Source organism: Streptomyces sp. NPDC001604, from assembly GCF_042893475.1.
In the GTDB taxonomy this organism is placed as follows: domain Bacteria; phylum Actinomycetota; class Actinomycetes; order Streptomycetales; family Streptomycetaceae; genus Streptomyces.
Map to the genome: position 1 here is coordinate 394,276 of NZ_JBIAUY010000002.1, position 20,880 is coordinate 415,155.

Annotated in this window: 19 protein-coding genes; 12 read left to right on the plus strand and 7 right to left on the minus strand. The window is 71.0% G+C overall.

Annotation, left to right across the window (positions count from 1 at the left end):
• Positions 1–214 precede the first annotated feature (214 nt).
• The 6 genes from ACFY1E_RS06995 (at position 215) to ACFY1E_RS07020 (ending at position 4,009) form a co-directional block, all read left to right on the plus strand.
• A complete protein-coding gene (locus ACFY1E_RS06995) occupies positions 215–667 on the plus strand; it encodes a DUF5994 family protein (RefSeq protein ID WP_389072375.1) in 453 nt (150 codons plus the stop codon).
• 236 nt (positions 668–903) lie between these two features.
• Positions 904–1,107 carry a cold-shock protein gene (locus tag ACFY1E_RS07000; protein WP_351473518.1) on the plus strand — a complete coding sequence of 68 codons (204 nt, stop codon included), beginning with the start codon at positions 904–906 and terminating at the stop codon, positions 1,105–1,107.
• Positions 1,108–1,285: 178 nt separating this feature from the next.
• Complete coding sequence (locus ACFY1E_RS07005; protein WP_389072377.1) at positions 1,286–2,773, plus strand: DEAD/DEAH box helicase; 1,488 nt, start codon at positions 1,286–1,288, stop codon at positions 2,771–2,773.
• Positions 2,774–2,862: 89 nt separating this feature from the next.
• Positions 2,863–3,168 (plus strand): CBS domain-containing protein, encoded by a 306-nt coding sequence (locus ACFY1E_RS07010; RefSeq protein WP_389072379.1) that lies wholly within the window; start codon positions 2,863–2,865, stop codon positions 3,166–3,168.
• Between the two features lie 6 nt (positions 3,169–3,174).
• Positions 3,175–3,498, plus strand: coding sequence for an SCO5918 family protein (locus tag ACFY1E_RS07015; RefSeq protein ID WP_389072383.1), 324 nt, complete (start codon positions 3,175–3,177; stop codon positions 3,496–3,498).
• Between the two features lie 115 nt (positions 3,499–3,613).
• The gene (locus ACFY1E_RS07020; protein ID WP_389072386.1) at positions 3,614–4,009 is read left to right on the plus strand and encodes an STAS domain-containing protein; all 396 of its coding nucleotides are present in this window, start codon (positions 3,614–3,616) and stop codon (positions 4,007–4,009) included.
• Positions 4,010–4,118: 109 nt separating this feature from the next.
• Here ACFY1E_RS07020 and ACFY1E_RS07025 read toward each other — a convergent pair whose 3' ends face one another.
• Together ACFY1E_RS07025 and ACFY1E_RS07030 are read right to left on the minus strand one after the other, a co-directional pair.
• Positions 4,119–4,412, minus strand: coding sequence for an SCO5918 family protein (locus tag ACFY1E_RS07025; protein ID WP_389072388.1), 294 nt, complete (start codon positions 4,410–4,412; stop codon positions 4,119–4,121).
• Between the two features lie 113 nt (positions 4,413–4,525).
• The gene (locus tag ACFY1E_RS07030; RefSeq protein ID WP_389072391.1) at positions 4,526–5,221 is read right to left on the minus strand and encodes a hypothetical protein; all 696 of its coding nucleotides are present in this window, start codon (positions 5,219–5,221) and stop codon (positions 4,526–4,528) included.
• An 817-nt stretch (positions 5,222–6,038) separates the two neighbouring features.
• On the opposite strand from ACFY1E_RS07030, the gene ACFY1E_RS07035 reads away from it, so the two are divergent.
• Positions 6,039–6,668 carry a LuxR C-terminal-related transcriptional regulator gene (locus ACFY1E_RS07035; protein WP_389072394.1) on the plus strand — a complete coding sequence of 210 codons (630 nt, stop codon included), beginning with the start codon at positions 6,039–6,041 and terminating at the stop codon, positions 6,666–6,668.
• Positions 6,669–7,065: 397 nt separating this feature from the next.
• Positions 7,066–7,740 (plus strand): LAETG motif-containing sortase-dependent surface protein, encoded by a 675-nt coding sequence (locus ACFY1E_RS07040; protein WP_389072396.1) that lies wholly within the window; start codon positions 7,066–7,068, stop codon positions 7,738–7,740.
• A gap of 497 nt (positions 7,741–8,237) precedes the next feature.
• On the opposite strand, the gene ACFY1E_RS07045 is transcribed toward ACFY1E_RS07040, so the two are convergent.
• The 4 genes from ACFY1E_RS07045 to ACFY1E_RS07060 form a co-directional block, all read right to left on the minus strand.
• Positions 8,238–9,998, minus strand: coding sequence for a hypothetical protein (locus ACFY1E_RS07045; protein ID WP_389072398.1), 1,761 nt, complete (start codon positions 9,996–9,998; stop codon positions 8,238–8,240).
• A gap of 528 nt (positions 9,999–10,526) precedes the next feature.
• Positions 10,527–10,787, minus strand: a complete 261-nt coding sequence (locus ACFY1E_RS07050; protein ID WP_389072400.1) for a hypothetical protein — start codon at positions 10,785–10,787, stop codon at positions 10,527–10,529.
• 21 nt (positions 10,788–10,808) lie between these two features.
• Positions 10,809–12,176: a cryptochrome/photolyase family protein gene (locus ACFY1E_RS07055; RefSeq protein ID WP_389072403.1), complete on the minus strand. Its 1,368-nt coding sequence runs from the start codon at positions 12,174–12,176 to the stop codon at positions 10,809–10,811.
• Positions 12,177–12,192: 16 nt separating this feature from the next.
• Positions 12,193–13,704: an SDR family oxidoreductase gene (locus ACFY1E_RS07060; protein ID WP_389072405.1), complete on the minus strand. Its 1,512-nt coding sequence runs from the start codon at positions 13,702–13,704 to the stop codon at positions 12,193–12,195.
• A gap of 598 nt (positions 13,705–14,302) precedes the next feature.
• Between ACFY1E_RS07060 and ACFY1E_RS07065 the strand changes: the two genes are divergently transcribed.
• From ACFY1E_RS07065 to ACFY1E_RS07080, 4 genes are all read left to right on the plus strand, one after another.
• Complete coding sequence (locus ACFY1E_RS07065) at positions 14,303–14,725, plus strand: DUF6325 family protein (protein ID WP_389073351.1); 423 nt, start codon at positions 14,303–14,305, stop codon at positions 14,723–14,725.
• A gap of 31 nt (positions 14,726–14,756) precedes the next feature.
• Complete coding sequence (locus ACFY1E_RS07070) at positions 14,757–15,041, plus strand: SHOCT domain-containing protein (RefSeq protein ID WP_389072407.1); 285 nt, start codon at positions 14,757–14,759, stop codon at positions 15,039–15,041.
• A 453-nt stretch (positions 15,042–15,494) separates the two neighbouring features.
• Positions 15,495–16,349 carry a class II glutamine amidotransferase gene (locus tag ACFY1E_RS07075; RefSeq protein WP_389072410.1) on the plus strand — a complete coding sequence of 285 codons (855 nt, stop codon included), beginning with the start codon at positions 15,495–15,497 and terminating at the stop codon, positions 16,347–16,349.
• 316 nt (positions 16,350–16,665) lie between these two features.
• Positions 16,666–19,374: a LuxR C-terminal-related transcriptional regulator gene (locus ACFY1E_RS07080; RefSeq protein ID WP_389072411.1), complete on the plus strand. Its 2,709-nt coding sequence runs from the start codon at positions 16,666–16,668 to the stop codon at positions 19,372–19,374.
• Positions 19,375–19,424: 50 nt separating this feature from the next.
• Here ACFY1E_RS07080 and ACFY1E_RS07085 read toward each other — a convergent pair whose 3' ends face one another.
• The gene (locus tag ACFY1E_RS07085; protein ID WP_389072414.1) at positions 19,425–20,873 is read right to left on the minus strand and encodes an MFS transporter; all 1,449 of its coding nucleotides are present in this window, start codon (positions 20,871–20,873) and stop codon (positions 19,425–19,427) included.
• Between the last annotated feature and the right edge of the window lie 7 nt (positions 20,874–20,880).

The following is a 20,880-nucleotide window of genomic DNA, read 5'->3' on the forward strand; positions in this document are numbered from 1 at the left end:
CATCGATCCGGTCGACGGGGGCGGCAACAGAGTGCGCGCGGTTCTGGCGCTGTGACCGGCCTGACCGGCCAGGGCGTCGCTCCTCGAACCGCTCCTCCCCGCCCAGGCGTAGCCTGGACGTACCGAGGGCTTTTCGCGCAGCGCGACCGGCGGTGCCGTTCCCGGCGAGTGACCATGCGGGCAGCCGCCCTCGGCTCCCGGACGGGAGCGCACGATGGAACCCAGCAGAACGCCTGCCGAAGACCTGCCCGCTGACGGCGGGCACGACTACCGAATGCCCCTGCCGCGTCTGGCTCTCACCCCGGGAGTCGGCCACGGCCCTCTGGACGGAGCCTGGTGGCCGCGCTGTGACGCGCTTGAACTGGAACTGCCGTCACTCGTCGCCGCGTTGGAGCCGGACCTGGGCAGCACGGTGTACGTCACCGTGGACGCCGCTCAATGGCCCGACGCACCGCACACGGTGATGGCACCCGGCCGAGTGATCACCGTGGAAGCGACCCGAACCGCCGGCGAGAAGCATGTCATCACGCTGGACTGCGACACCGCCGGACGCCGCGTGCTCCTTGTCGTCCCGCCCCAGGAGTCCGCCGGCGAAGCCTCCCGGCTGATGACCGCGGCGGCCGACCCCGCGCTCCACCTCGGCGCGAACGCGCTCCTGACCCGCTGATCGGCACATATCTGTTGCCGCGAAGAGAGAATTAGGCACGGGGGAGGAGGAATATTTCTCCCACCTATCCGGCTGAGCGGAATTATTCGCGACCGGTGGCCCAATGCGCGTGCTACTGTCGAGACAGGTTGCAGTTGTGGTTGCCAAAAGGTTCATTTTCCGACGGGCTGATCATCGCGGCGACACGGAGGACGCACAGGGCGAACTCCGAGCACCGTTTCCGAAGGAGAAATGACATGGCTACAGGCACTGTGAAGTGGTTCAACGCCGAAAAGGGCTTCGGCTTCATCGAGCAGGACGGCGGCGGCGCCGACGTCTTCGCCCACTACTCGAACATCGCCGCCCAGGGCTTCCGCGAGCTGCAGGAAGGCCAGAAGGTGTCGTTCGACATCGGGCAGGGCCAGAAGGGCCCGACCGCCGAGAACATCGTTCCGGCCTGACCACAGCACCGACGCACACTTCGCAGCTGGGGCCCGCACCTTGGGGTGCGGGCCCCAGCTCGCTGCATTTTCAGGGGAAATCGCCCCTGTCGTCTTCGGCTCGTTCTCGCGATTCTCTGCGCCGTTCATCATGCTGCGGGAATTCCTTGATACGCGCCCGCATCGAGGAAGAATCCACATGAACAGAGCACGCGTTTCACGCGCTCAACGCCCCCAGCGAACCACGCGCGCCACCCGCCCTTACGACCGTTTCGAGGGCTCCCCCGCAAACCGCTCCGGCGCCCGGCGCCGCCCCAAGCTCCACGACGGCCGACAGGCCGCGCCCGGCGGCGAGTTCGCGCTGCCCACGACGATCGAGCCCGCACTGCCCGCCGTCGAGTCGTTCGCCGAACTCGCCATGCCGGCACCGCTGTTGGCCGCGCTCGGCCACCAAGGCGTGAGCGTGCCGTTCCCGATCCAGGCGGCCACCCTGCCGAACTCCCTGGCCGGCCGTGACGTACTCGGCCGCGGCCGTACAGGCTCCGGCAAGACCCTTGCCTTCGGCCTCCCCGTGCTGGCCCGTACGGCGGGCCGCCGAGCCGAACCACGGCAGCCGCTGGCCCTGATCCTGGTACCCACCCGCGAACTCGCCCAGCAGGTCACCGACGCGCTCACCCCGTACGCCCGCGCCGTGCGGCTGCGGCTGGCCACCGTGGTCGGCGGGATGTCGATCGGCAGGCAGGCGCATGCGCTGCGGGACGGGGCCGAGGTCGTCGTCGCGACGCCGGGGCGGCTGAAGGACCTCATCGACCGGGGCGACTGCCGACTGGGCGAGGTCGCCGTCACCGTCCTGGACGAGGCGGACCAGATGACCGACATGGGGTTCATGCCCCAGGTCACCGCGCTGCTCGACCAGGTGCGTCCCTCAGGCCAGCGGATGCTCTTCTCGGCCACCCTGGACCGCAATGTCGACAAGCTGGTCCGCCGCTATCTGACCGACCCGGTGGTCCACTCCGTCGACCCGTCGGCGGGGACCGTCACCACGATGGAGCACCACATCCTCCATGTGCACGAGGCGGACAAGCACCGCACGACGACCGAGATCGCCGCGCGGGACGGCCGGGTGATCATTTTCCTGGACACCAAGCACGAGGTGGACCGGCTGACCAAGCACCTCCTCGGCAGCGGTGTCCGGGCGGCCGCCCTGCACGGCGGCAGGTCCCAGCCGCAGCGCACCCGGACGCTCGCGCAGTTCAAGAGCGGGCAGGTGACGGCGCTGGTGGCGACCAATGTCGCGGCGCGCGGCATCCATGTCGACGACCTCGACCTGGTCGTCAACGTGGATCCGCCGGGCGACCACAAGGACTATCTGCACCGCGGCGGCCGTACGGCCCGGGCCGGCGAGTCGGGCAGCGTCGTCACCCTGGTGACCCCGGGCCAGCGCCGTGACATGAGCCGGCTGATGGCCTCGGCCGGCATCAACCCGACGATCACCGCGGTGCGCTCGGGAGAGGCGGAACTGAGCCGCATCACCGGTGCCAAGGCCCCGTCCGGCGTCCCGGTCGTCATCTCCACGCCGACCGCGGAGCCTCCTCGCCGGGCGGCGTCCGGTGGGTCGGCCTCGGCCCGGAGCCGACGGGGGCGCACCGCCGGGGGCCGGTCCGCGGCGAAGCGCCGCGCAGCATGACATGTCGCCGGTCCGTCGCCGGTCGGCGACGGACCGCCTACGCAATCCCGTCGCGCTCAGAGAATCCGCCCGTACCGCAGGAGGCAGCTGTGACACCGATCCAGACTCATCGAAACCCGAGCACTTCCGAGGTCATGGCCCGGGTCGACCACGTGGACGCGATCGAGCTACGTGTGTTCGACGACATGACCGTCGAGGTGGCCCTGTCCGTCATGGCCGGTGCCGGTGTGGACCACCTGCTCCTGTGCGACGGGGACGACGAGCGCACTGGCTCGGTCACCCGGGCCCAACTCGCCGTTCACCGCGACAGTTCCGCCTACACGGACCACGTCCGGCTGCGGGACGTCCTCGACGCACCGTGCCAGGTCATCCGCCCCTCCTCCTTCTCCCTGTGAGGCACCATGCGCTGTGTCATCGCCCGCTACCCGTTCGAACTGACCAAGCACGGAGTGCTGGACTCGATGGCGGGCGTCAAACCCGAGATCGTCACCGGTGATTCCGTGACCATCGGCCGCCGCCGCTATCCCGTGATGCAGGTCGGTGAGGTCATCACCCGGCAGGACCGCCGCGACTTCACCAGCGGCGAGGTCATCCGGACCATGGGCCGCCTCGGCTTCACCTGCCACTCCCGTCCCGGGGCCGCACCGACCCCGGATGCCGGTGCCCGTAGCCCCCTCCAGGCCGCCTCGGAAGCGCTCGGCAGCCCCGGCCTCCATGACGCGTGATGCCGTTCGGCGGACGGCATTCGTCCGATGCCCCGTCCAAGAACTCTGAGGTCCCCACCGGACAGAGGAGATGGGGCGCATGTGCGCTCATCCCGACCCGCCCGAGCCTTTCCGTATGCCCGAACTGTTCGACGAATGCCGGATGGTGCACGCCCGCGGCGAGCTGGATCTGACCACCATGACACCTCTGGTGCAGGCTCTGGAGGGTGCCCGCACCGGATGCAGGCGCGTCTTCCTCATCGTCGATCTCCGCGAGGTGACCTTCGCGGACGGAAGCATCCTGCAGCCGCTGTGCGAGGCGTGGGACGACTGCCGGGCCCGGCAGGGCTGGGTCCGCGTCGTCCACAGCAGCCGTGGCATAGAACTCGTCATGCTGGACGGCGGGGTACTCGGCCGCTTCCCCGCCTATGCCAGCGCCCAGGACGCCTGGAGCGGAACGCCCACGGCAGCGCGTGGCGCGGCACCCGCCCCCACATCGACGCGTAGTACTGCCGCCCCGGAGCCCCGGTGACGTACGGCAGCCCGTACCGGGCGCAGATTTCCCGCACCCGGGGGCGCGAACTCGGCGTAGCGGTTGCTGGGGTTGCCGAGGAGGCAGGGCACGGCGACGTACGGGATGGTCAGCCCAGCGACCGGTCGACGGAACCGTACGACAGGCCGGGCGGGGGCGAGGGCTGCTGAGGTGCGGTCCGGCAGGTGAAGCCGAGACGGACCAGTGCCCGGACCATCTCCGCGGCGGTGAAGTCGCGCGGGTCCTGGCGGGTGATCACCACTCCCACCTGCTTGACGGGGTACACCCGGTCCCCGATGACGACACATTTCCCCGTCACGGGCTCGGGTCGGACGTTCTCCATCGACATCTCCACCTCGGCCTTGGACAGGTCGACGGGGTAACGGGCGATCACACAGCGCATGGTGTCTCACCAGGGTCGGGGACGGATCCAGGACGGGTGGAACGTGGGGGCGGGGGGGCCGACCGACGCGGCTGCCGGTCAGACGGGGACGGACAGGGGCCCGCGCCCGTCGGTCAGCGGAGCACCAGAAGCCGGCTGGGAGCGAGATGCGACGCCTCGCGGTCCTCGGCCGACAGGCAGCGCCAGCCCCAGGACAGAAGTGCTTCGAGCATGTCCGCGTTGTCCCGGTCGACCAGCGTGACACCGAGCGCGGCTGCGTGATCGCTCAGCAGACGCTTCTGCAGGCGCCGGGCGAGGTTCCACTCGCGGCTCTGGTCCTGCGTGCGTACCCGTCGCTCCACGAGAATGTCGGCGACGGCGAAGAGCCTGCCGAAGGCGGCGACACGGAGCAGGCTCTGCGGGAGGCACCCGTCGAGGCCGTCCCACCAGGGCCCGTCGCCACGCACAGGGAAACCGTAGGCGCAGGCCGTGAGGCCGATGGCGCCCGAGGGACCGGCGGTCTCCGCCACGAGCAGTTCGAACCCCGGTCGCCGCATGTGGCCCGCGAGCCGTCGCCGGAACACGGCGGACCGGTCCTGGCCCGACGCGTCCGAGGCCCGCACCTGGTGGGAAGAGGTGTTGGTGTACAGCTCGCCGAGCTCTTCCATGCGGTCGTCGATCTGGCACCGGGTCAGCGGGCGGACGAACTCGCCCTTCTCGGGTGAGGGCCCCTGCCGGCGCCGCTGGGGCGGCGCCCCGGGAAGCGCTGGTTGCCGGCCGGGGGTCCCCGGGTGGGCGGTCTGCGGGCGGTCCGGCGTGTTCACGGTCATGGGCGAACCCTGCTCCGGGTCCGGACGGGTCCGGCCCGGCGTCGTCGTTCGCCGAGAACGGCACCGGCGCGTGAGCCGGCACACGAGGTGCCCTCGGTGCCTCCGAGCCTACGCCGCCGACGTGGCCGGAGAGCGCACATCCACCTGGCAGGACTCGAAAGCCGGCGAGTGAGCGGCCTCAGCGGAGGAGTGTGCACGAGCGAAGCATCCCCGGGTCGGCCGAGTGATCGAGCCGAGTCGAGCCGAGAGCCCGTCGAAGCGGCGCTCCGACACTCGCTCCTCAGTCCTGTGCCCAGAGCGTGCCCATAAAAGCGGTCAACCACGGTCGACAGCGGTGCGACCCAGCACTCCCGACCACTACGCCAGAGTGCATACGACCAGGTCAGAGGCGCTCCGACCGCGGAAGCGCCGTCGCTTCCCAAGCTGAGAGCGCGAGTTCGATTCTCGTCACCCGCTCCAAAGAGAAACCCCAGGTCAACAGCCTGGGGTTTGTTTGTTGTCTAGGCCAATTTGGGGGTGGCGTGCCCTCCGCGTGCCCTAAGTTGCACGAATGTACCCACAGGACGGGCTCCGGATGCCCCTTCAGTCGTGGGTCGCGGTCACCTCGCTCTCGCCCAGGGACGGCGCTCTCTGGCCTACGACCACTTTGCCATCGCGGCGGCCGCCGCCAGCGGCACGAGCGAGGTGGACGTGTGCATCAGGATCGCCCGCCGCGCGCGCCGCGGTCCGGCTCGCCGAGGGCGCCCCGCAGGCGGCCTGGGCGATCGCTGAACCCGCACTGTCGATGCTGCGAGGACTCAGGTCCTGGACTCGGACCATGGACCTCGTCCCGGTCGCGGCCGAGGCCGCGCTGGCCTGTGGGCACCACGCTGGGCACCACGCATTGGTCGAACGGCTCGTGGCGGAGGCCGAGTCGGACCTGCGCGACCGCGACGCGCCGACCGCCTCGGCCGAACTGGCGCTGGCCCGAGGTGTGTTGCTCCGCGCCACCGAGCCGGCGCGGGCCGCCGAGCACTTCGCCGAGGCGCAGCACGGGTGGCAGGACATCGGCCGTCCCTACGAGGTCGCCAAGGCCGCCGAACGCCGGGGCGAAGCCTTGACCTGCTCGTCTCCCGAAGACGCGGCGGCGCACCTGGCCGATGCCGCGTGCGGCTTCACCGGGCTCGGCGCGACCGGCGACGCCGCACGCTGCCAACACCGCCCGCGCGCACTCGGTGTCCAGACGTCGCGGCGACCGGGACGCCGCGGCTACGGAACCCAGCTGTCGCCCCGTGAACTGGAAGTCGCCGAGCTGCTCGCCGACGGCGCCACCAACCAGGACATCGCCCAGACCCTGTTCCTGTGCCCCCGCACCGTCGAGAAGCACGTGGCCCCCGTCCTGGCGAAACTGCGCACCGAGCGGCGGAAGGACATCCAAAGCAGCCTGCCGATCATCGACAGCCCGTAAGACGGGTGAAGGGACGGTCCCCGCACACGTGGGCGGGGCGCCGGGCCGTCTCTGGGCCGTCTCTGGGCCGTCCGCGACCAGCCGACGACGACAGATGACGGCAGCCAGCGAAACAGCCCTCCCCCAGCTCAGAGACGGTGCCTCACGCGTCGCCGCAGGCGTTCAACGCCAGAGCAGAGTCGAGGAACATCAGTGGTTGGTCCCCGCCCCTGCTGAGAGTCGACGGGCACGTCTCTCGCAGCCAGGGGCAGGTGCAGTGACCGATCGCCAGGGTGCAATGATGAGCCGCTCCGATCGGGCTTTCCGCCCCCTCGAAGCCCTTCGCGGGTGTGCGCCCGCGGCGAACGAGTGCCCGGGTCCGGGCATTCTCCGTTGAACGTTCCCCGGGGAGGGACCCGTGACATTCAAGCGTGCCGTCACCGCTGCCGCTGCGACCGCAACAGCTGCCGTGCTCCTGGCCTCCGGAAGCGCCTACGCGTGCAGCATCGGCGACTTCACCGCGAAGGCGACATGCGACACCAGCACGGGCGAGGCCCGGGCCGCCATCACGGTCACGGACAAGGATCCCTCCGGCACGCCTGCGGACATCACCGTGCGGATGCGGATGGCGGTGGGTAGCGATGGCGAGACCGTCGGCACCGGGCACATCGAGCACCCCACCGCGGCAGGTGTGAGCACGACGGTCCTGGTGCCGTGGGTGCAGGGCTACCAGTGGAACATCTACGTGACGGCGGGCAACATCCACGAAGAGCTGTTGACGAACCTGCCGATCTCCCCGGACACCCCCTGCGTGGCCACCTCCTCCCACCCCTCCAGCACCCCGACCGGCCCGGCCCCCTCGGCATCGCCGACCGTCACCGCGACGCCGACCTCTCCGGCCGCCGCGCCCGCGACCTCTACGTCCCCGGTCCCCTCGACGTCCGCGTCCTCGCCGGCTGCGAGCACCGGACTCGCCGAGACCGGAGGCGGCAGTGACACCACCCTCATCGGCGGATCGGCCGCCGTGGTGATCACGGCCGGCGCAGGCATGCTGTTCGCGGCGCGACGCCGTACGGCAGCCGCACGGCACTGACCGCCGATGGCTGGCGCCCGCGTGGACGAAGGACCCAGACACCTCGGCCCGGAGCGGAGATGGTGCTTTCCACCGTAGCTCTGGGGCTCGTCGTGCCCGGTGCGGTGCTTCTGGTCCGGGGCGGCGCATTCGCGAAGGCTCGTCGTACCTGCGACGGCGACTGAGTGCCGCCCCTCATCCCTATCCAGGACGGCCGTCACGTGGGCGACCACGCCCACGCCGCATGGCGGCCAAGATCCAGTACCTGGCACCCGCGATGGTCGATCCTCTTCGCGGTCGGGTACGGCCTCGATGTACAAGAGGCCGCCTTCTTCGTCAGCGTGGCGGAAGTGGTGCCGCAGCGTGGCACTCTCGTCGAGGGCTCGCAGGCACGCCATGATCTCTGCCGCTTGGAGGTCATGCGGGCCCCTCGGAGTAGCTTTCCGGGTGGCCGTAACCGCCGCAGCTTTCCCAGGCGCCGGACCCCCGCTCAGCGGTAGGGCCCGGCGCCTGGTGCGTCACTGCCTGACGGTGAAGTACTGCCATGCGCCCCATGTGCTGAGGTTGCCGGTGTCGTTGCTGCTGTGGACGTATTCGGCCCGCATACGGAACTTGCTGTTGAGCGCGTTGGTCAGGCTCATCGTCGTGTAGCTGGTGCTCGTGGTGCTGAGCGCGCGGCAGGAGGAGGTGCTCTGTGTGTGCCAGGCATCGCTGTAGTACCGCTGGATCTGGAATTTCACGCACTGGCCGGCCTTCTTGGGCGTGACCGTGACGTTCAGCTTGGCCTTGGCGGTGTGGTGGTAGACCCGGTAGAGGAGACCGCCGTAGTGGGTGCTCCCGTAGTAGCCGCTGAGCGACTCGGACACCTTGGCGTAGGCCGGCGCGGTCGTAGCGGCCGTGGTCGGGGCGTAGCGGTAGTCACCGGCGAACGCCGCGGTGAAGGTGGTCTTGCGGGTGAGTTCGTAGGTCGTGGCCAGGTTGCCGTGGCTGTCCACGGTGCCGGTCTCGATCAGGGCCTTCCTGCCGCCGTAGGGCTGGGCGTAGATCGCGAGGGTGCGGCCGTTGTAGGTCGTGCCGAGGTGGGCGGTGATCTTTGCGGTCGCGCCGTAGGCGTACGACGGAGCGTTGGTGGTGATGGACATCGCGGCGGCGCTGCGGGAGACCTGGACGGTCGCGGACGCGTTGACGGCCTCGTGGGTGGAGTCACCCGGGTAGGTCACGGCGTATGTGTTGGCTCCCCCGACCTGCGGGACATCTGCGATGCGGAAGGTGCCGTCGGCGGACAACGGCGCGTCGGGCAGCGCAACACCGGTGGGATGGGCCAGGTCGCTCTTGAGCACGTGCACAACCTCGCCGGACGGGTACGGAGCTGCCGACAGCTGCCCAGAGACGGTCAGTTGGGCCCCCCGGCCGGCTGTCTCCGGTGTGGTGAGGTCGAGGGTGGGCCGGCTCGGGGGCGGGAGCTGCGACGGCACCATGAACGTGTACGCAGCTGGCTCCTGCGAGCGGTTCCCGGCGGCGTCGACCCCGACGACGTAGAGGGTGTGCACGCCCCAGGACAGGGCGGTCGTCAGACTGCCGTTGCCCCCCGCATCGGCGGGAACCCGGGCGGCATCGATGCCCGGTTCCTGGTCCAGGGCGTACTCGAAGTGGTCCAAGCCGCTGGCCTGACAGTCCGGGGCCCCCGCCTCGGCGCACCCGCTGGGCAGGGGATCGCCGGTAGAGCTGAAACTGAACGTGGTGGGCTGCCCGGCAATCTTCGTGGGCGTTCCCGGGCTGCCCACCGGGGGAAAGTCCGGGTTGGTGACGACCGGCGCGAGGGGCGCGCTCCCGTCCACCCTGAAGTAGCAGGGCTCGGTCGGGTTCGAGTACGCCGTCCCGTCGTACGTCGACGCGTGCCAACCGTAAGTGTGCCCGTCCGCCAGGGGCAGCGGGACGTACACGGACTGGACGAGCACGGGCTGCCCGGAGACGGACCCGTCGGCCGCCTGCGAACCGTCCACGTCCCACGCGTGGACGACCCCCTGGTACGTCACCCCGTTGACCGTGGACCGCGGTATGCCGATGGAGACGGTCATCCCCGCGGGAGGCGGACTGGGCACGGTCCGCCAGGTCGGGCTGCTGTCGCTGCCGCAGTCCGCTCCAGCCGGCAATGTAGGCGCCGGCAGTGCCGGGTCGATCGGGGTCTCGTCGGCGGCCGCTGCCGCCGGAAGCGCCGCCACGATCGCGCCGGCCAGCAGAAGCGCGAGCCAGCCGCGCTGGTGCGCGGTTCGATTCACAGGTGTCTTCCTCCCGGGCCATGCCCGTACGTCAGTGTCGAGTGTCTGCACTCTCGCCGGGGGGCAGCGCCCGGGAACTCGGTTGCGCGCGCGGCGATTGCCAGGGCGGCATGCGTCTCCCCACACACGCGGCCTTCCACCCCCGCTGCTGCGGTACGGGACCGCACAGCAGCCGGACGCTAACACCGACTCGGACGACCTCAGTGTTCCTTGATCAAAGATTTACTGCGTGCGACAGACAGCTTTCCGCACGTCCTTCGGGCTCCCCTGCCGACGCTGGCGGTGCACGGTGTCGAGACTGGCTGCAAGCTCCTGCTGTCCCTCGCCGTCGGAGTGCTGATAGCTCAAAGCGGCTTTCTCCGAGAACTGGCCGACGCAGACCATCGTGTCCTCGAGCGCCGCGCCGGCGCATGTCCCCGACGTGTGAGTCGCCGCCGGTCAGCCAGGCACGCTTGGCTGCCACGAGCAGGGGCCCGGACGCCTCCGCTGAGCCAGGCCCGTCCGTTGAGGCCTCAGCACGGTGCGTGGTCAGGTCCGTCCCTGCCGTAGACGGCGGGAAGCTGCGAGGCAGGAGGACAGCCATGTCGCCTCCTCGCGGTTGATGATCAGGTCCGCAACGGTGATCATCCCGTCCATCGGGCCGTCGAGCCGAATCGAGTGGTCACCGACGAGGAACATCTCCCAGTCCGCGTCGCTGTGCCAGAGCCGAGCGGTTTCCTCGCCCCGACGCCGGGCGAACACGAGTTCCTCTCCGTACTCGTCCGACGTAGTCCTTGTCGGTGATCTCACCGCCGCACTGTTTTTGTCCGGTCAGTCGGCTCTCCGCCGCTCCCTGAAACGGGCGGCGGCCGCGGCGAGGTCCACGATCGGGGCGGGGTAGTCCAGGCCCGCACGGGTGGCTGTGTCGAGGTCGTGGACGCGGTGGACCGTGGTGGCGTCGAGGTGGCTGAGCTCGGGGAGCCAGCGGCGTACGTACTCACCGCTGGGGTCGTACCGGCGTGCCTGGACGAGTGGGTTGAGGAGCCGGTTCGGGCGGGTGTCCGTGCCGGTCCCGGCGACCCATTGCCAGTTGAGCTGGTTGTTGGCCACATCGCCGTCGACAAGGAGGTCCAGGAAGTGGCGGGCTCCCGCCCGCCAGTCCACGTACAGCGTCTTGGTGAGAAAGCTCGCCGCGAGCAGGCGGGCACGGCCCGGCATCCAGCCCTCGTGGCGAAGCTGTCTGAGGGCGGCGTCGACGACGGGGTAGCCCGTGCGGCCGTCCTGCCAGGCTTCGAACTCCCTCGTGGCGCGGCGCCAACGGTCGTGCCGGGGCCGGTAGTCGTGGTCGGCAGCGTCGGGGCGGGCCGCCAGGACCTGGTGGTGGAAGTCCCGCCAGGCGAGCTGGCGGACGAAGGCCCGCGCACCGGGATCGTCCTGGGCGCGGGCCCGGTGCAGCAGTTCGGTGGGTGACAGGCAGCCGAAGTGCAGGTAGGGGGAGAGCCGGGAGGTAGCGTCGGCGGCCAGGTCGTCATGCCGGTCGCCGTATGCGGACAGCGGGCCTGCCAGCCATGACCGCAGCCTGCGGCGGGCCTCGGATTCCCCGCCGGCGGGACGGTCCGGCGAGGTGGAACCCGACGTGAGGGACTCTGCGCGAGGAAGGGCGGCCGAGCGCACGTCCGGTAGCCGTACGGCGTCCGGTGCGGGCAGGACGCCGCGCGCGGAGAAGCTCTCCCAGCGGCGGAAGTACGGGGTGAAGACCGCGAAGTGGTCCTTGCCCGCGGGCGTCAGCGCCCCCGGTGGCACAGCCGTCAACGAGGCATCGTGGACACGTAGTTCGCGCCGGTCGCCGGCGAGCTCCGCGCGCAGCCGGTCCTCGCGCCGTGCCGCGTAGCGGCTCACCCCGCCCGCGATGTGCACCACGGCGGCCCCCGTCTCCGCCGCCACCCGGCAGGTCTCCTCGACCACGTCGCCGACGCGCACCACCAGCCGGCCGCCCCGGGACCGCAGGGCGGCGTCGAGATCGGCCAGGCTGTCGGCGAGGAACGCCGCGCGGTTGGGTCCGGTGAAGCCGGTGCGGCGGATGCCGCTGTCGACGACGAAGAGCGGGACCACCCGTTCGGCGTCCTTCAGGGCGGCCTGGAGGACCGGGTTGTCGTGCACCCGCAGATCGGCGGTGAACAGGGCGACCGAGACGCGCACGGTTCCTCGAGCCCCCTCAGTGAGTACGGGCTGGTTCAGGGGCAGCCGCTTCGGCCGCGGCGGCGATGTTGCGGGCCATGCCGCCGAAGACCATGGAGTGGAAGGGGGCAACGCTCCACCAGTAGGCGTGCCCGGCCAGGCCGTGTGGATGGAACAGGGCCCGCTGCCGGTACACCGTGCGCCCCTGCGGATCCCGGTCGACGGCCATCTCCAGCCAGGCCAGGCCCGGCAGCCGCATCTCCGCGCGCAACCGGAGCAGCCGGCCCGGCTCGATCTCCTCCACTCGCCAGAAGTCCAGGCTGTCGCCGACCCGCAGCCGGGTCGCGTCCCGGCGGCCCCGGCGCAGACCGACACCGCCCACCAGGGTGTCCAGCCGGCCCCGCAGGGACCAGGCCGCCGGCGAGGAGTACCAGCCGTTCTCGCCGCCGATCGCCTCCACCACCCGCCACAGCGCCTGCGGCGGCGCGGCGACCGAGCGCTCGCGCTGATCCGTGTAGAGGCTGCCGCCCGCCCAGTCGGGATCGGTGGGCAGCGGGTCGCTGGGGGCGCGCGGAGCCGAGGCCGAGGACCACCTAGTGGCGACGTCCGCGTCCTGCACACGCCGCAGAGCCAGCCGGATCGCCCGGTCGAGCGTGACCGGTCCCTCCGGTGGGTCCGGCACGTAACGGACGATGTCCCGCTCGGCGCAGACCACCTCGTGCTTGAGCGACTCGACCAGCGGGCGCGCGAGAGCGCCCGGCACCGGGGTGACCAGACCTACCCAGAGGCTGGACAGCCGGGGGGTGAGCGGCGGAACCGGGACGATGACCCGTTTCGGCAGCCCGGCGACGACGGCGTACCGCCGCATCATCTCCTCGTACGTGACGATGTCCGGCCCGCCGATGTCGAACGCGCGGTTCACGTCGTACGGCAGCCCCGCGCACCCCACGAGGAAGCGCAGCACGTCGCGGACGGCGATGGGCTGGATGCGGGTGCGCACCCAGCTCGGGGTCACCATCACGGGCAGCCGCTCGGTCAGGTACCGCAGCATCTCGAACGAGGCCGAACCCGACCCGATGATCACGGCTGCCCGCAGTACGGCGGTCGGCACGCCCGAGGCCAGGAGGATGCGGCCCACTTCGGTGCGGGACCGCAGATGGGGCGACAGCGCGTGTTCGGGTACTCCGGAAGGGCTGAGTCCGCCGAGGTAGACGATCCGGCGGATTCCGGCGGCCCGCGCCTGCTCACCGAAGATCCGGGCGGCGCGCCGGTCGGTCTCCTCGAAGCCCCGACCGGTGCCCAGCGCGTGCACCAGGTAGTACGCGACGTCCATGCCCTCCATGGCCGCGCGCACGGCGCCCTCGTCCGTCACGTCCCCGCGCACGGCCTCCGCCTGCCCGGCCCACGGATGATCCCGCAGCTTGCCGGGCGACCGGGCCAGGCAGCGCACGGAATGCCCGGCGGCCAGCAACTCCGGCACCAGCCTTCCACCCAGGTAGCCGGTGGCGCCGGTGACCAGACAGCGCAGCGGCCGGTCGACGTCGGTCATGCCGGCCGCACGCATGCCTTTCGAGTGCGCTTTGTCCCTCGACGGCCTGCGAACCGGGGCGCAGGAAACGTCATGGCTCTCATGTCCTCCTGGGAGGTGCCTTCTGAGGGGCGCTGTCACTGTCCCCTGACCTCATGCTTGGGCCCGCGGACGAACACCGCAACCTCGCGCCGTCCCCGGCCGAAGGCGGTGGCACCGGCTTCGCCGCATGCCCGGGTCGGCGCCCGGCCCCCGTACAACGATGACCGACACACCGAATCCGCGCAGGTCGGAGCCCATTCCACCGGCCAGGCGCCGTCGCTTCCCAAGCTGAGAGCGCGAGTTCGATTCTCGTCACCCGCTCTTTTTGAAGCCCGAGGTCAGCGACCTGGGGCTTGGCAAAAGTCCCTTGTGGGAGCGGGCACTTGACTGCCGCGGTCCTGCGTTCTCGAGGGCACCCACGCGGTACCGCGGGCGCGTCCCGGGTGAGCCCCACGTGTGAACCGCGCACGACGTGCGACCGGCGCGGTCCGATGATGCAATGGCATGGGGGGACAGCCACGAGCTCAGAGGTGACGCCGTGAGCGACGCATTCGATGAAGTCGACACATCCGGCGAGATGGGACCGATCGACTATCTGGTCGTCGAGTTTCCCGGCAACCGAATGACCGGCGAGGGCTTCCCCATCCTGGTCGATCTGGTGGACCGCGGCCTCATCCGGATCCTCGACCTGACGTTCATCCGGAAGGACACCGACGGATCCGTGACCGCCCTGGAGATCGGAGACCTCACCGGCGACGGCCGACTCGACCTGGCCGTCTTCGAAGGAGCCTCCTCCGGGCTGCTGGGCCAGGACGACCTCGAAGAGGCGGCCGCCGCCCTGGAACCCGGCAACTCCGCCGGCGTCCTGATCTACGAGAACCTCTGGGCCGCCCCGTTCGCCGCCGCCCTGCACCGCGGCGGTGCCGAGCTGGTCGCCTCCGGAAGGATTCCCGCACCGGCCGTTCTGGCCGCGCTCGACGCGACCGAGACCGCGCCCTGACGAGAGAGTGGAAGCGAGAAGGGAGATCGCCATGCCGGGACTCCTCCGAGGAATCGCCCGGACGGCCGTCGTCGCCGGAACGGCCACCGCCGTGTCGAACCGTGTGTCCCGTCGGCAGCAGGGGCGATGGGCGGCCCAGCAGGAGAACCAGGCGCCCGCACCGCAGCCCGCGCCTCCTGCCGAGCCGTACGCTCCCCCGGCCACCGACATGACCAGCAAGATCGAACAGCTGAAGCAGCTGGGCGACCTCAAGGCCCAGGGCGTTCTCACTGAAGCGGAGTTCGAGGACCAGAAGCGCAAGCTGCTCGGTTCCTGACCGCTCGACCGCTGCGCAGTGCGGCTGTGGGTCCGGGATCTCGACCGAGGGCGGATCGAGGTGCGTGCCCTCCGCGTACGCATGCCCCGCCACCGTCCCGGTGTCCCCCTGGCACACCCTCCGTGAACCGGCGCCAGGTGGGGCGGCTCGCGGGGACCGAGGCCCCCGCGGGAGCCGACGCCCGCACGGGCCGCCTCCATCCGCACCGGAAGCCCCGGGCCACGCCCGGCGTGCCCCGGGGGCGTGCGCAGGCGATACTGGTGAGTACTCGCCGCAGTCGCTTCCGTCCGCCGCCGGCATGGCGGAACGCCACATCCAGCGCCGGCGGGGGCGTCAACGTCACCCTTCACCCCCGTGCCGCGTCGGCTCCCTCGGCACCGCACAGCCATGCCGATCAGCGGCCCCGCGAAGGCGGCGAAACGGCTGTTGACCCCAGGAGTGGAGGGATCCCAGATGTGCCGTTGGATTGCCTACTCGGGCACCCCCGTCCTTCTCAGCCAGGTTCTGCTGGAGCCGGCCCACTCTTTGATCGACCAGAGTCTGCACTCCCGTCTGGGGGTGGAGACGACCAACGGTGACGGCTTCGGTGTCGGCTGGTACGCCCGGGACACGGCCGACACTCCGGCCATCGTGCGAGACGTGGGGCCGGCTTGGAACAACCGCAATCTGCGGGAGGTCGCCCAACACGTTCGCTCGGGCCTCTTCTTCGCCCATATCAGGGCGGCGACCGGGACAGCCGTGCAGCAGTCCAACTGCCATCCCTTCCGCCACGGTCGCTGGATGTGGATGCACAACGGGATGATCAACGGATTCCGCCTCCTGAGGCGTGACCTCGCCCTGGCCGTCGATCCGGCGCTGTACCCCGACATCGAGGGGTCCACCGACTCCGAGCTCATGTTCTTCCTCGCCCTGACCTTCGGCCTGCCGGAGGATCCGCCCGGAGCCGTGGCACGCATGGCGGGCCTCGTCGAGAGAACGGGCCACGCGCACGACGTCCGGCACCCGCTCCAGATGACCGTCGCGGTGGCCGACGGCGAGCGCGTATGGGCCTTCCGCTACTCCAGCGAAGGACGCTCACGGTCGTTGTACTTCAGTACCAAGGTGGACACCCTGCGCGCACTCCACCCGGACGCGGGGTTCCTCCGGGACGTCTCCGACGAGACCCGCCTCGTCGTGTCCGAACCGCTGGGCGACCTCCCCGGCGCCTGGAACGAGGTACCGGAGAACAGCTACGGCGTCATCCAGCCGGGCAATGACGTGATCGGCACCTTCCGGCCCGACCTCCAAGGCGGCTCGGCCCGGAGCTGACCGTTCCGGCTCGGGGAGTCGCCGGTGTCCAGAACCAGGACCATCCCGACAAAGCCGCCGTCCGTCGCCGCAGCACGGCGCGCCGGTGCTTCGCGGTGGCTTGTGGCCACCACGGCATCGGTCGACCTGTTGCTCGGACTGCTGATCATCTCCTTCGGGATCGCGGCCATCCGGCCGGAGGAACACGGAGCCCGGGTGCCGGGAATTCCCAGCTCACCGCCACGGCCGACGGCGGTCCACTGCTCCCGCGCGAGGAAGCAGGAACGCTGGGATGCTGGAGGAGAGAGCGCTGCCCATGACGCGGCTTTGACGGACAGTGGTGGTGAGCGCCGTGGCGGATGCCGAAGACCGTGCTCGAGGACCGGCCGATCCCCCTGATCCGTACGTCGATCCTCTGGGGGACCCGTTTCTCCGCACCCGGATCGCGCTGCCGTCGAGGCCGCCGACCTACCTGCGCCGGCAGCGGCTCGTCCGGCACCTGGACCAAGCTCTTCGGACGCCCCTGACCCTGGTCAACGGAGCGGCCGGCACGGGAAAGACCCTGCTGGCCGCCGACTGGGCCGCCGGACTGCGGCAGCCGGTCGCCTGGCTCACCGCCGAGGAGGGGGACGCGCGTCCCGGTGTGTTCTGGGCGTACGTCCTCCAGGCTCTGCGCGCGAGCGGTGTGCCGGTCTCCGGTGCCCTCGGGCTTCTGACCGAGGCGGCAGGTGTGGACCACAAACTGCTGGCGACGCTCGCCGCCGAACTGAACGAACGTGACCAGCCGGTGGTCGTCGTGCTCGACGAGTACGACCGCGTGACCGCCCCCGAGGTGGCCGAGCAGCTGGAGTTCGTCCTGCACCACGCCGGCCGGGGCCTGCGCCTGGTCATCGTCACCCGCACGGAACCTCTGCTGCCGCTGCACCGCTACCGGACGGCCGGCGAGCTGACCGAGATCCGCGCGGCGGAGCTGGCCTTCACCCCAGAGGAGGCCGTCGCCCTGTTGGAGCTGCACGGACTGAGCCTGCCGGTCCACGCCGTGCACGCCCTGGTGGACCGCACCCGGGGCTGGGCCGCCGGCCTGCGCCTGTGCGCCCTGGCCGCGCGGGAGAGCGCCGCCCCGGAGGTGTATCTGAAGGAGTTCGAGGCGGGCCGCAGTACGGTCGCGGACTTCCTGCTGGCCGAGGTGCTCAAGCGGCAGACGGAGCAGGCGCAGGACCTCCTGTTGCGCGTCAGCGTCCTGCAGCGTTTCTGTCCCGACCTGGCGAACGCGCTGACCGGGCGGACCGATGCCGAACCGATACTCGTCGGACTGCACCGCGCGAACGCGTTCGTCGAGCACCTCGGACACTCGTGGTACCGGCTCCACCCGCTGTTCGGGGAGATACTCCGGGCCCATCTGCGGGTGCGCCTGCCCGGGCTGGAGCCCGAACTCCACCGGCGGGCCGCGCAGTGGCTGCTCAGCTGCGGATCCCTGCCGGAGACACTGGCGCACGGCGCGGCCTCGGGCGACTGGGGCTTCACCGCGGGCGCCCTCGTCGACGACCTGGCGATCGGACAGCTCTTCACCGGCCTGCGCTCGGGTGACCTTGACGAGTTGTTCGCCGGGATGGACATCGAGGCCACCGGCCCCGCGCCGGACCTCGTCCGGGCGGCCCGTGAGCTGTCCCGGTGCGATGTCGAGCGCGGTCTCTCCCACCTGCACCACGCAGAGGAGCGCTTGGCCTCGGCGCCCGTCGGGGCGGCCGCGAAACTGAGCTGTGCGCTGCTGGAGGCACTGGCCGCCCGGCTGACCGGTTCTCCCGAACGGGCCGAGAAGGCCGCGGAGGCCGCGGACGAACTGCAGCGGGAGGTCCCCGCACATCTCCTGGACAAGCATCCCGAGGTCACCGCGCTCCTGCTGACCCATCTGGGCTCCACACGCCTGTGGGCCGGGCGCTTCGAGGACGCGCGGGCCGCCCTGGCCACGGTGGCCGCTGCTCCTGGCGGCTCGTCCACCGTTCTCCCCCGTGAGGAGTCGATGGGGCACCTGGCACTGATCGACTACCTGAACGGCTGGATCGGCCGGGCGGAGCGCAAGGCTCTGGCGGGGGTCTCCGAGGCGGGCCGGCTCGATCCGTCCCAGCCGGGCGCCTCCGGACCGGTCGCGGGCACGGGCATAGGACTGCTGGTGCTCGCCTCCGTCGCCGTGGACCGCGACGAGCTGGACCGGGCCCAGGCTCTCCTCGACGAGACCGTCCTGCTCTCCTCCGCGACACACGATCCGGTGACGGCCGCGGGACAGGCCATGGCCAGGGCTCGTCTGCTGCTGCTCCAGGGCAACGCACGTACCGCCGTGGAGGCGGCGCACCCGGACGTCCGCGCCGTCGTGCCCTCACCCTGGGCGGCGAGTCATGAGGCGCTGGTCGCCTCCGCCGCGTATTTGGCCGAAGGGCGGCCGGACCGGGCCGCCGAGGTGCTCCAGGGCGTGTCCGGTGACCAGCCGGCATGTGCGGTGGAGGCCGCGCGGACCCTGCTCGCCGCGGGCCGTCCGGAAGCGGCGGTCGACCTGCTCGACAGCATCGCGCCCCGGGGCCGGACGGGTCCGGCGGTGTCTGTCCGGGCCTGCCTGGTCAGAGCCCGGGTCGCGGACGCCGCGGGGGATACGGCCGCCGCCCGCAGGCTCGTCGAGCAGGCACTCCTCGATGCCCGGCGCGAGCGACTGCGCAGACCGTTCCTCGATGCCCGGCCCTGGATCGGCTCGTTCCTGTCCACCGAGCCGCTCCGCGAACTGGCTGAGGGCTGGCTCACCCCTGGTCCGTCAGGACCGGGTGGGCCGACCGCGGTCGACGAGCGGCCCTTGTCGCTCGTCGCGGAGGGGCTGAGCCGACGCGAGCAGGACGTCCTGGAGCGGCTCGCCGGGATGATGTCGACCGAGGAGATCGCCGCCGACCTCTATGTGTCGGTCAACACGGTGAAGACCCACCTCAAGAGCGTCTACCGGAAGCTGGCGGTGAACCGGCGCAACGAAGCGGTGCGCCGCGCGCGCGACCTCAAACTGCTGTGAACCGGCGTCGGTGAACGGGCCGACGGGAGCCTTGCGTGTGCCGGGGCCGGTTACCGGTGGGGTCCCGGCGTCTGCCGGAGATCGGCCGGGGGCCGGCCCGCGGTCGGCGCGGTGGTACGGGGCAGGAAGGCGGCGGCGGTCAGGCCGCCGAGCCCCACGACGGCGAGGACGGCCATGGCGGCGGCGTAGGCGTTCTTCGTCAGGCCCGCGACGAGGATGGTGCCGGCGATGGCGGTGCCGAAGGACGAGCCGAGGTTGGAGACGCTGCGGGACAGACCGGAGATCTCGCCCTGGCGCTGCTCGGGAAAGGCGGACTGGACGACGTTGACGGAGGGAGTCAGCATCACGCCGAGCCCGAGGCCGATCAGCAGCAGGCCCGGGGCGAACGCCCACGGACCGGAGGAGCCGGCGACGAGGCCGATCAGAACGCCGATCCCGGCGACGGCCACGGCGAACCCGGTCATGATCAGTGAGCGCTGCGGCCATCGTTTCGCCAGGCGCTCGGCGGCGAGCGAGGAGGCGAGCAGGCCGAGGGTGGCCGCGGTGAAGATCACGCCCGTGTCGACGGCGTCGTAGCCGCGGACGACCTGGAGGAACGCGGCGACGGTGAAGGACGTGCCCATGAGCACCAGCCACTGGGCGTTCTGGGTGATCAGGCCGAGATTGGACGTGCGGTTGCGGAACAGGCCGGTCGACAGCAGCGGCTCCCGCCCGGCCTTCTCCTCTCTGCGGACCCACAGCAGGAACCAGACCAGGACGAGTGTCCCGGCCACCAGCAGCGCGGCCATCAGCCAGAGGTTGTTGTCGGCGGCGAGGATTCCCATGACGATCAGTACGAGGCCGACCGAGGAGAGCACGGCGCCGGTGCTGTCGAAGTGCCGGCGTGGATCGGGCGGCAGCGGGTCTTCCAGCGAGAGGCTCAGGACGACGATCAGCACGATCACCAGGGCCTGGAAGACGAACGCCGCCCGCCAGCTGATCGCCGAGGTGATCAGACCGCCGATCAGCGGGCCCGCCGCCGCCCCGATGCCGCCGGCCGCCATGACGACACCGAAAGCGCGTGCGCGTGAGGTCAGGTCGGCGAAGAGCAGCGTGGTGAGAATGTAGACCGGCGGGATCAGCAGAGCGGTGCCGACGCCCTCGAGGATCGAGTTGCCGAGGATCAGCACGCCGAGGCCGGGCGCCACCGCACTGAGCACGGCGCCGATCCCGTACACGACGAGGCCGGTCAGGAAGCAGCGCCTCCGGCCGAGGATGTCGGTCAGCTTGCCGCCGGGGATCATCAGCGCGGCCATGACCAGCAGGAAGATCGTGATGGCGACCTGGACGCCCTGGACGGTCGTGTCGAGGTCGTGGCTGATGTCGTTGATCATCACGTTCATGTTCGACCCGGCGAAGCTGCAGATGAACTGCGCGAGGGCGAGCGGGGCCAGGGCCCGTCGGCGGGAACCGGCCTGCGGCGGAGGGCGGAGGCCGACTGGGGGTCGGTGAGCGGTCATGGTCCCT

Bases quoted from the DNA above. Each gene is read 5' to 3' on its own strand.
- ACFY1E_RS06995 (WP_389072375.1), top strand. From the start codon at position 215: ATGGAACCCAGCAGAACGCCTGCCGAAGACCTGCCCGCTGACGGCGGG.
- ACFY1E_RS07000 (WP_351473518.1), top strand. From the start codon at position 904: ATGGCTACAGGCACTGTGAAGTGGTTCAACGCCGAAAAGGGCTTCGGC.
- ACFY1E_RS07005 (WP_389072377.1), top strand. From the start codon at position 1,286: ATGAACAGAGCACGCGTTTCACGCGCTCAACGCCCCCAGCGAACCACG.
- ACFY1E_RS07015 (WP_389072383.1), top strand. From the start codon at position 3,175: ATGCGCTGTGTCATCGCCCGCTACCCGTTCGAACTGACCAAGCACGGA.
- ACFY1E_RS07020 (WP_389072386.1), top strand. From the start codon at position 3,614: ATGCCCGAACTGTTCGACGAATGCCGGATGGTGCACGCCCGCGGCGAG.
- ACFY1E_RS07025 (WP_389072388.1), bottom strand. From the start codon at position 4,412: ATGCGCTGTGTGATCGCCCGTTACCCCGTCGACCTGTCCAAGGCCGAG.
- ACFY1E_RS07030 (WP_389072391.1), bottom strand. From the start codon at position 5,221: ATGACCGTGAACACGCCGGACCGCCCGCAGACCGCCCACCCGGGGACC.
- ACFY1E_RS07035 (WP_389072394.1), top strand. From the start codon at position 6,039: ATGGACCTCGTCCCGGTCGCGGCCGAGGCCGCGCTGGCCTGTGGGCAC.
- ACFY1E_RS07060 (WP_389072405.1), bottom strand. From the start codon at position 13,704: ATGACCGACGTCGACCGGCCGCTGCGCTGTCTGGTCACCGGCGCCACC.
- ACFY1E_RS07065 (WP_389073351.1), top strand. From the start codon at position 14,303: ATGGGACCGATCGACTATCTGGTCGTCGAGTTTCCCGGCAACCGAATG.
- ACFY1E_RS07070 (WP_389072407.1), top strand. From the start codon at position 14,757: ATGCCGGGACTCCTCCGAGGAATCGCCCGGACGGCCGTCGTCGCCGGA.
- ACFY1E_RS07075 (WP_389072410.1), top strand. From the start codon at position 15,495: ATGTGCCGTTGGATTGCCTACTCGGGCACCCCCGTCCTTCTCAGCCAG.
- ACFY1E_RS07085 (WP_389072414.1), bottom strand. From the start codon at position 20,873: ATGACCGCTCACCGACCCCCAGTCGGCCTCCGCCCTCCGCCGCAGGCC.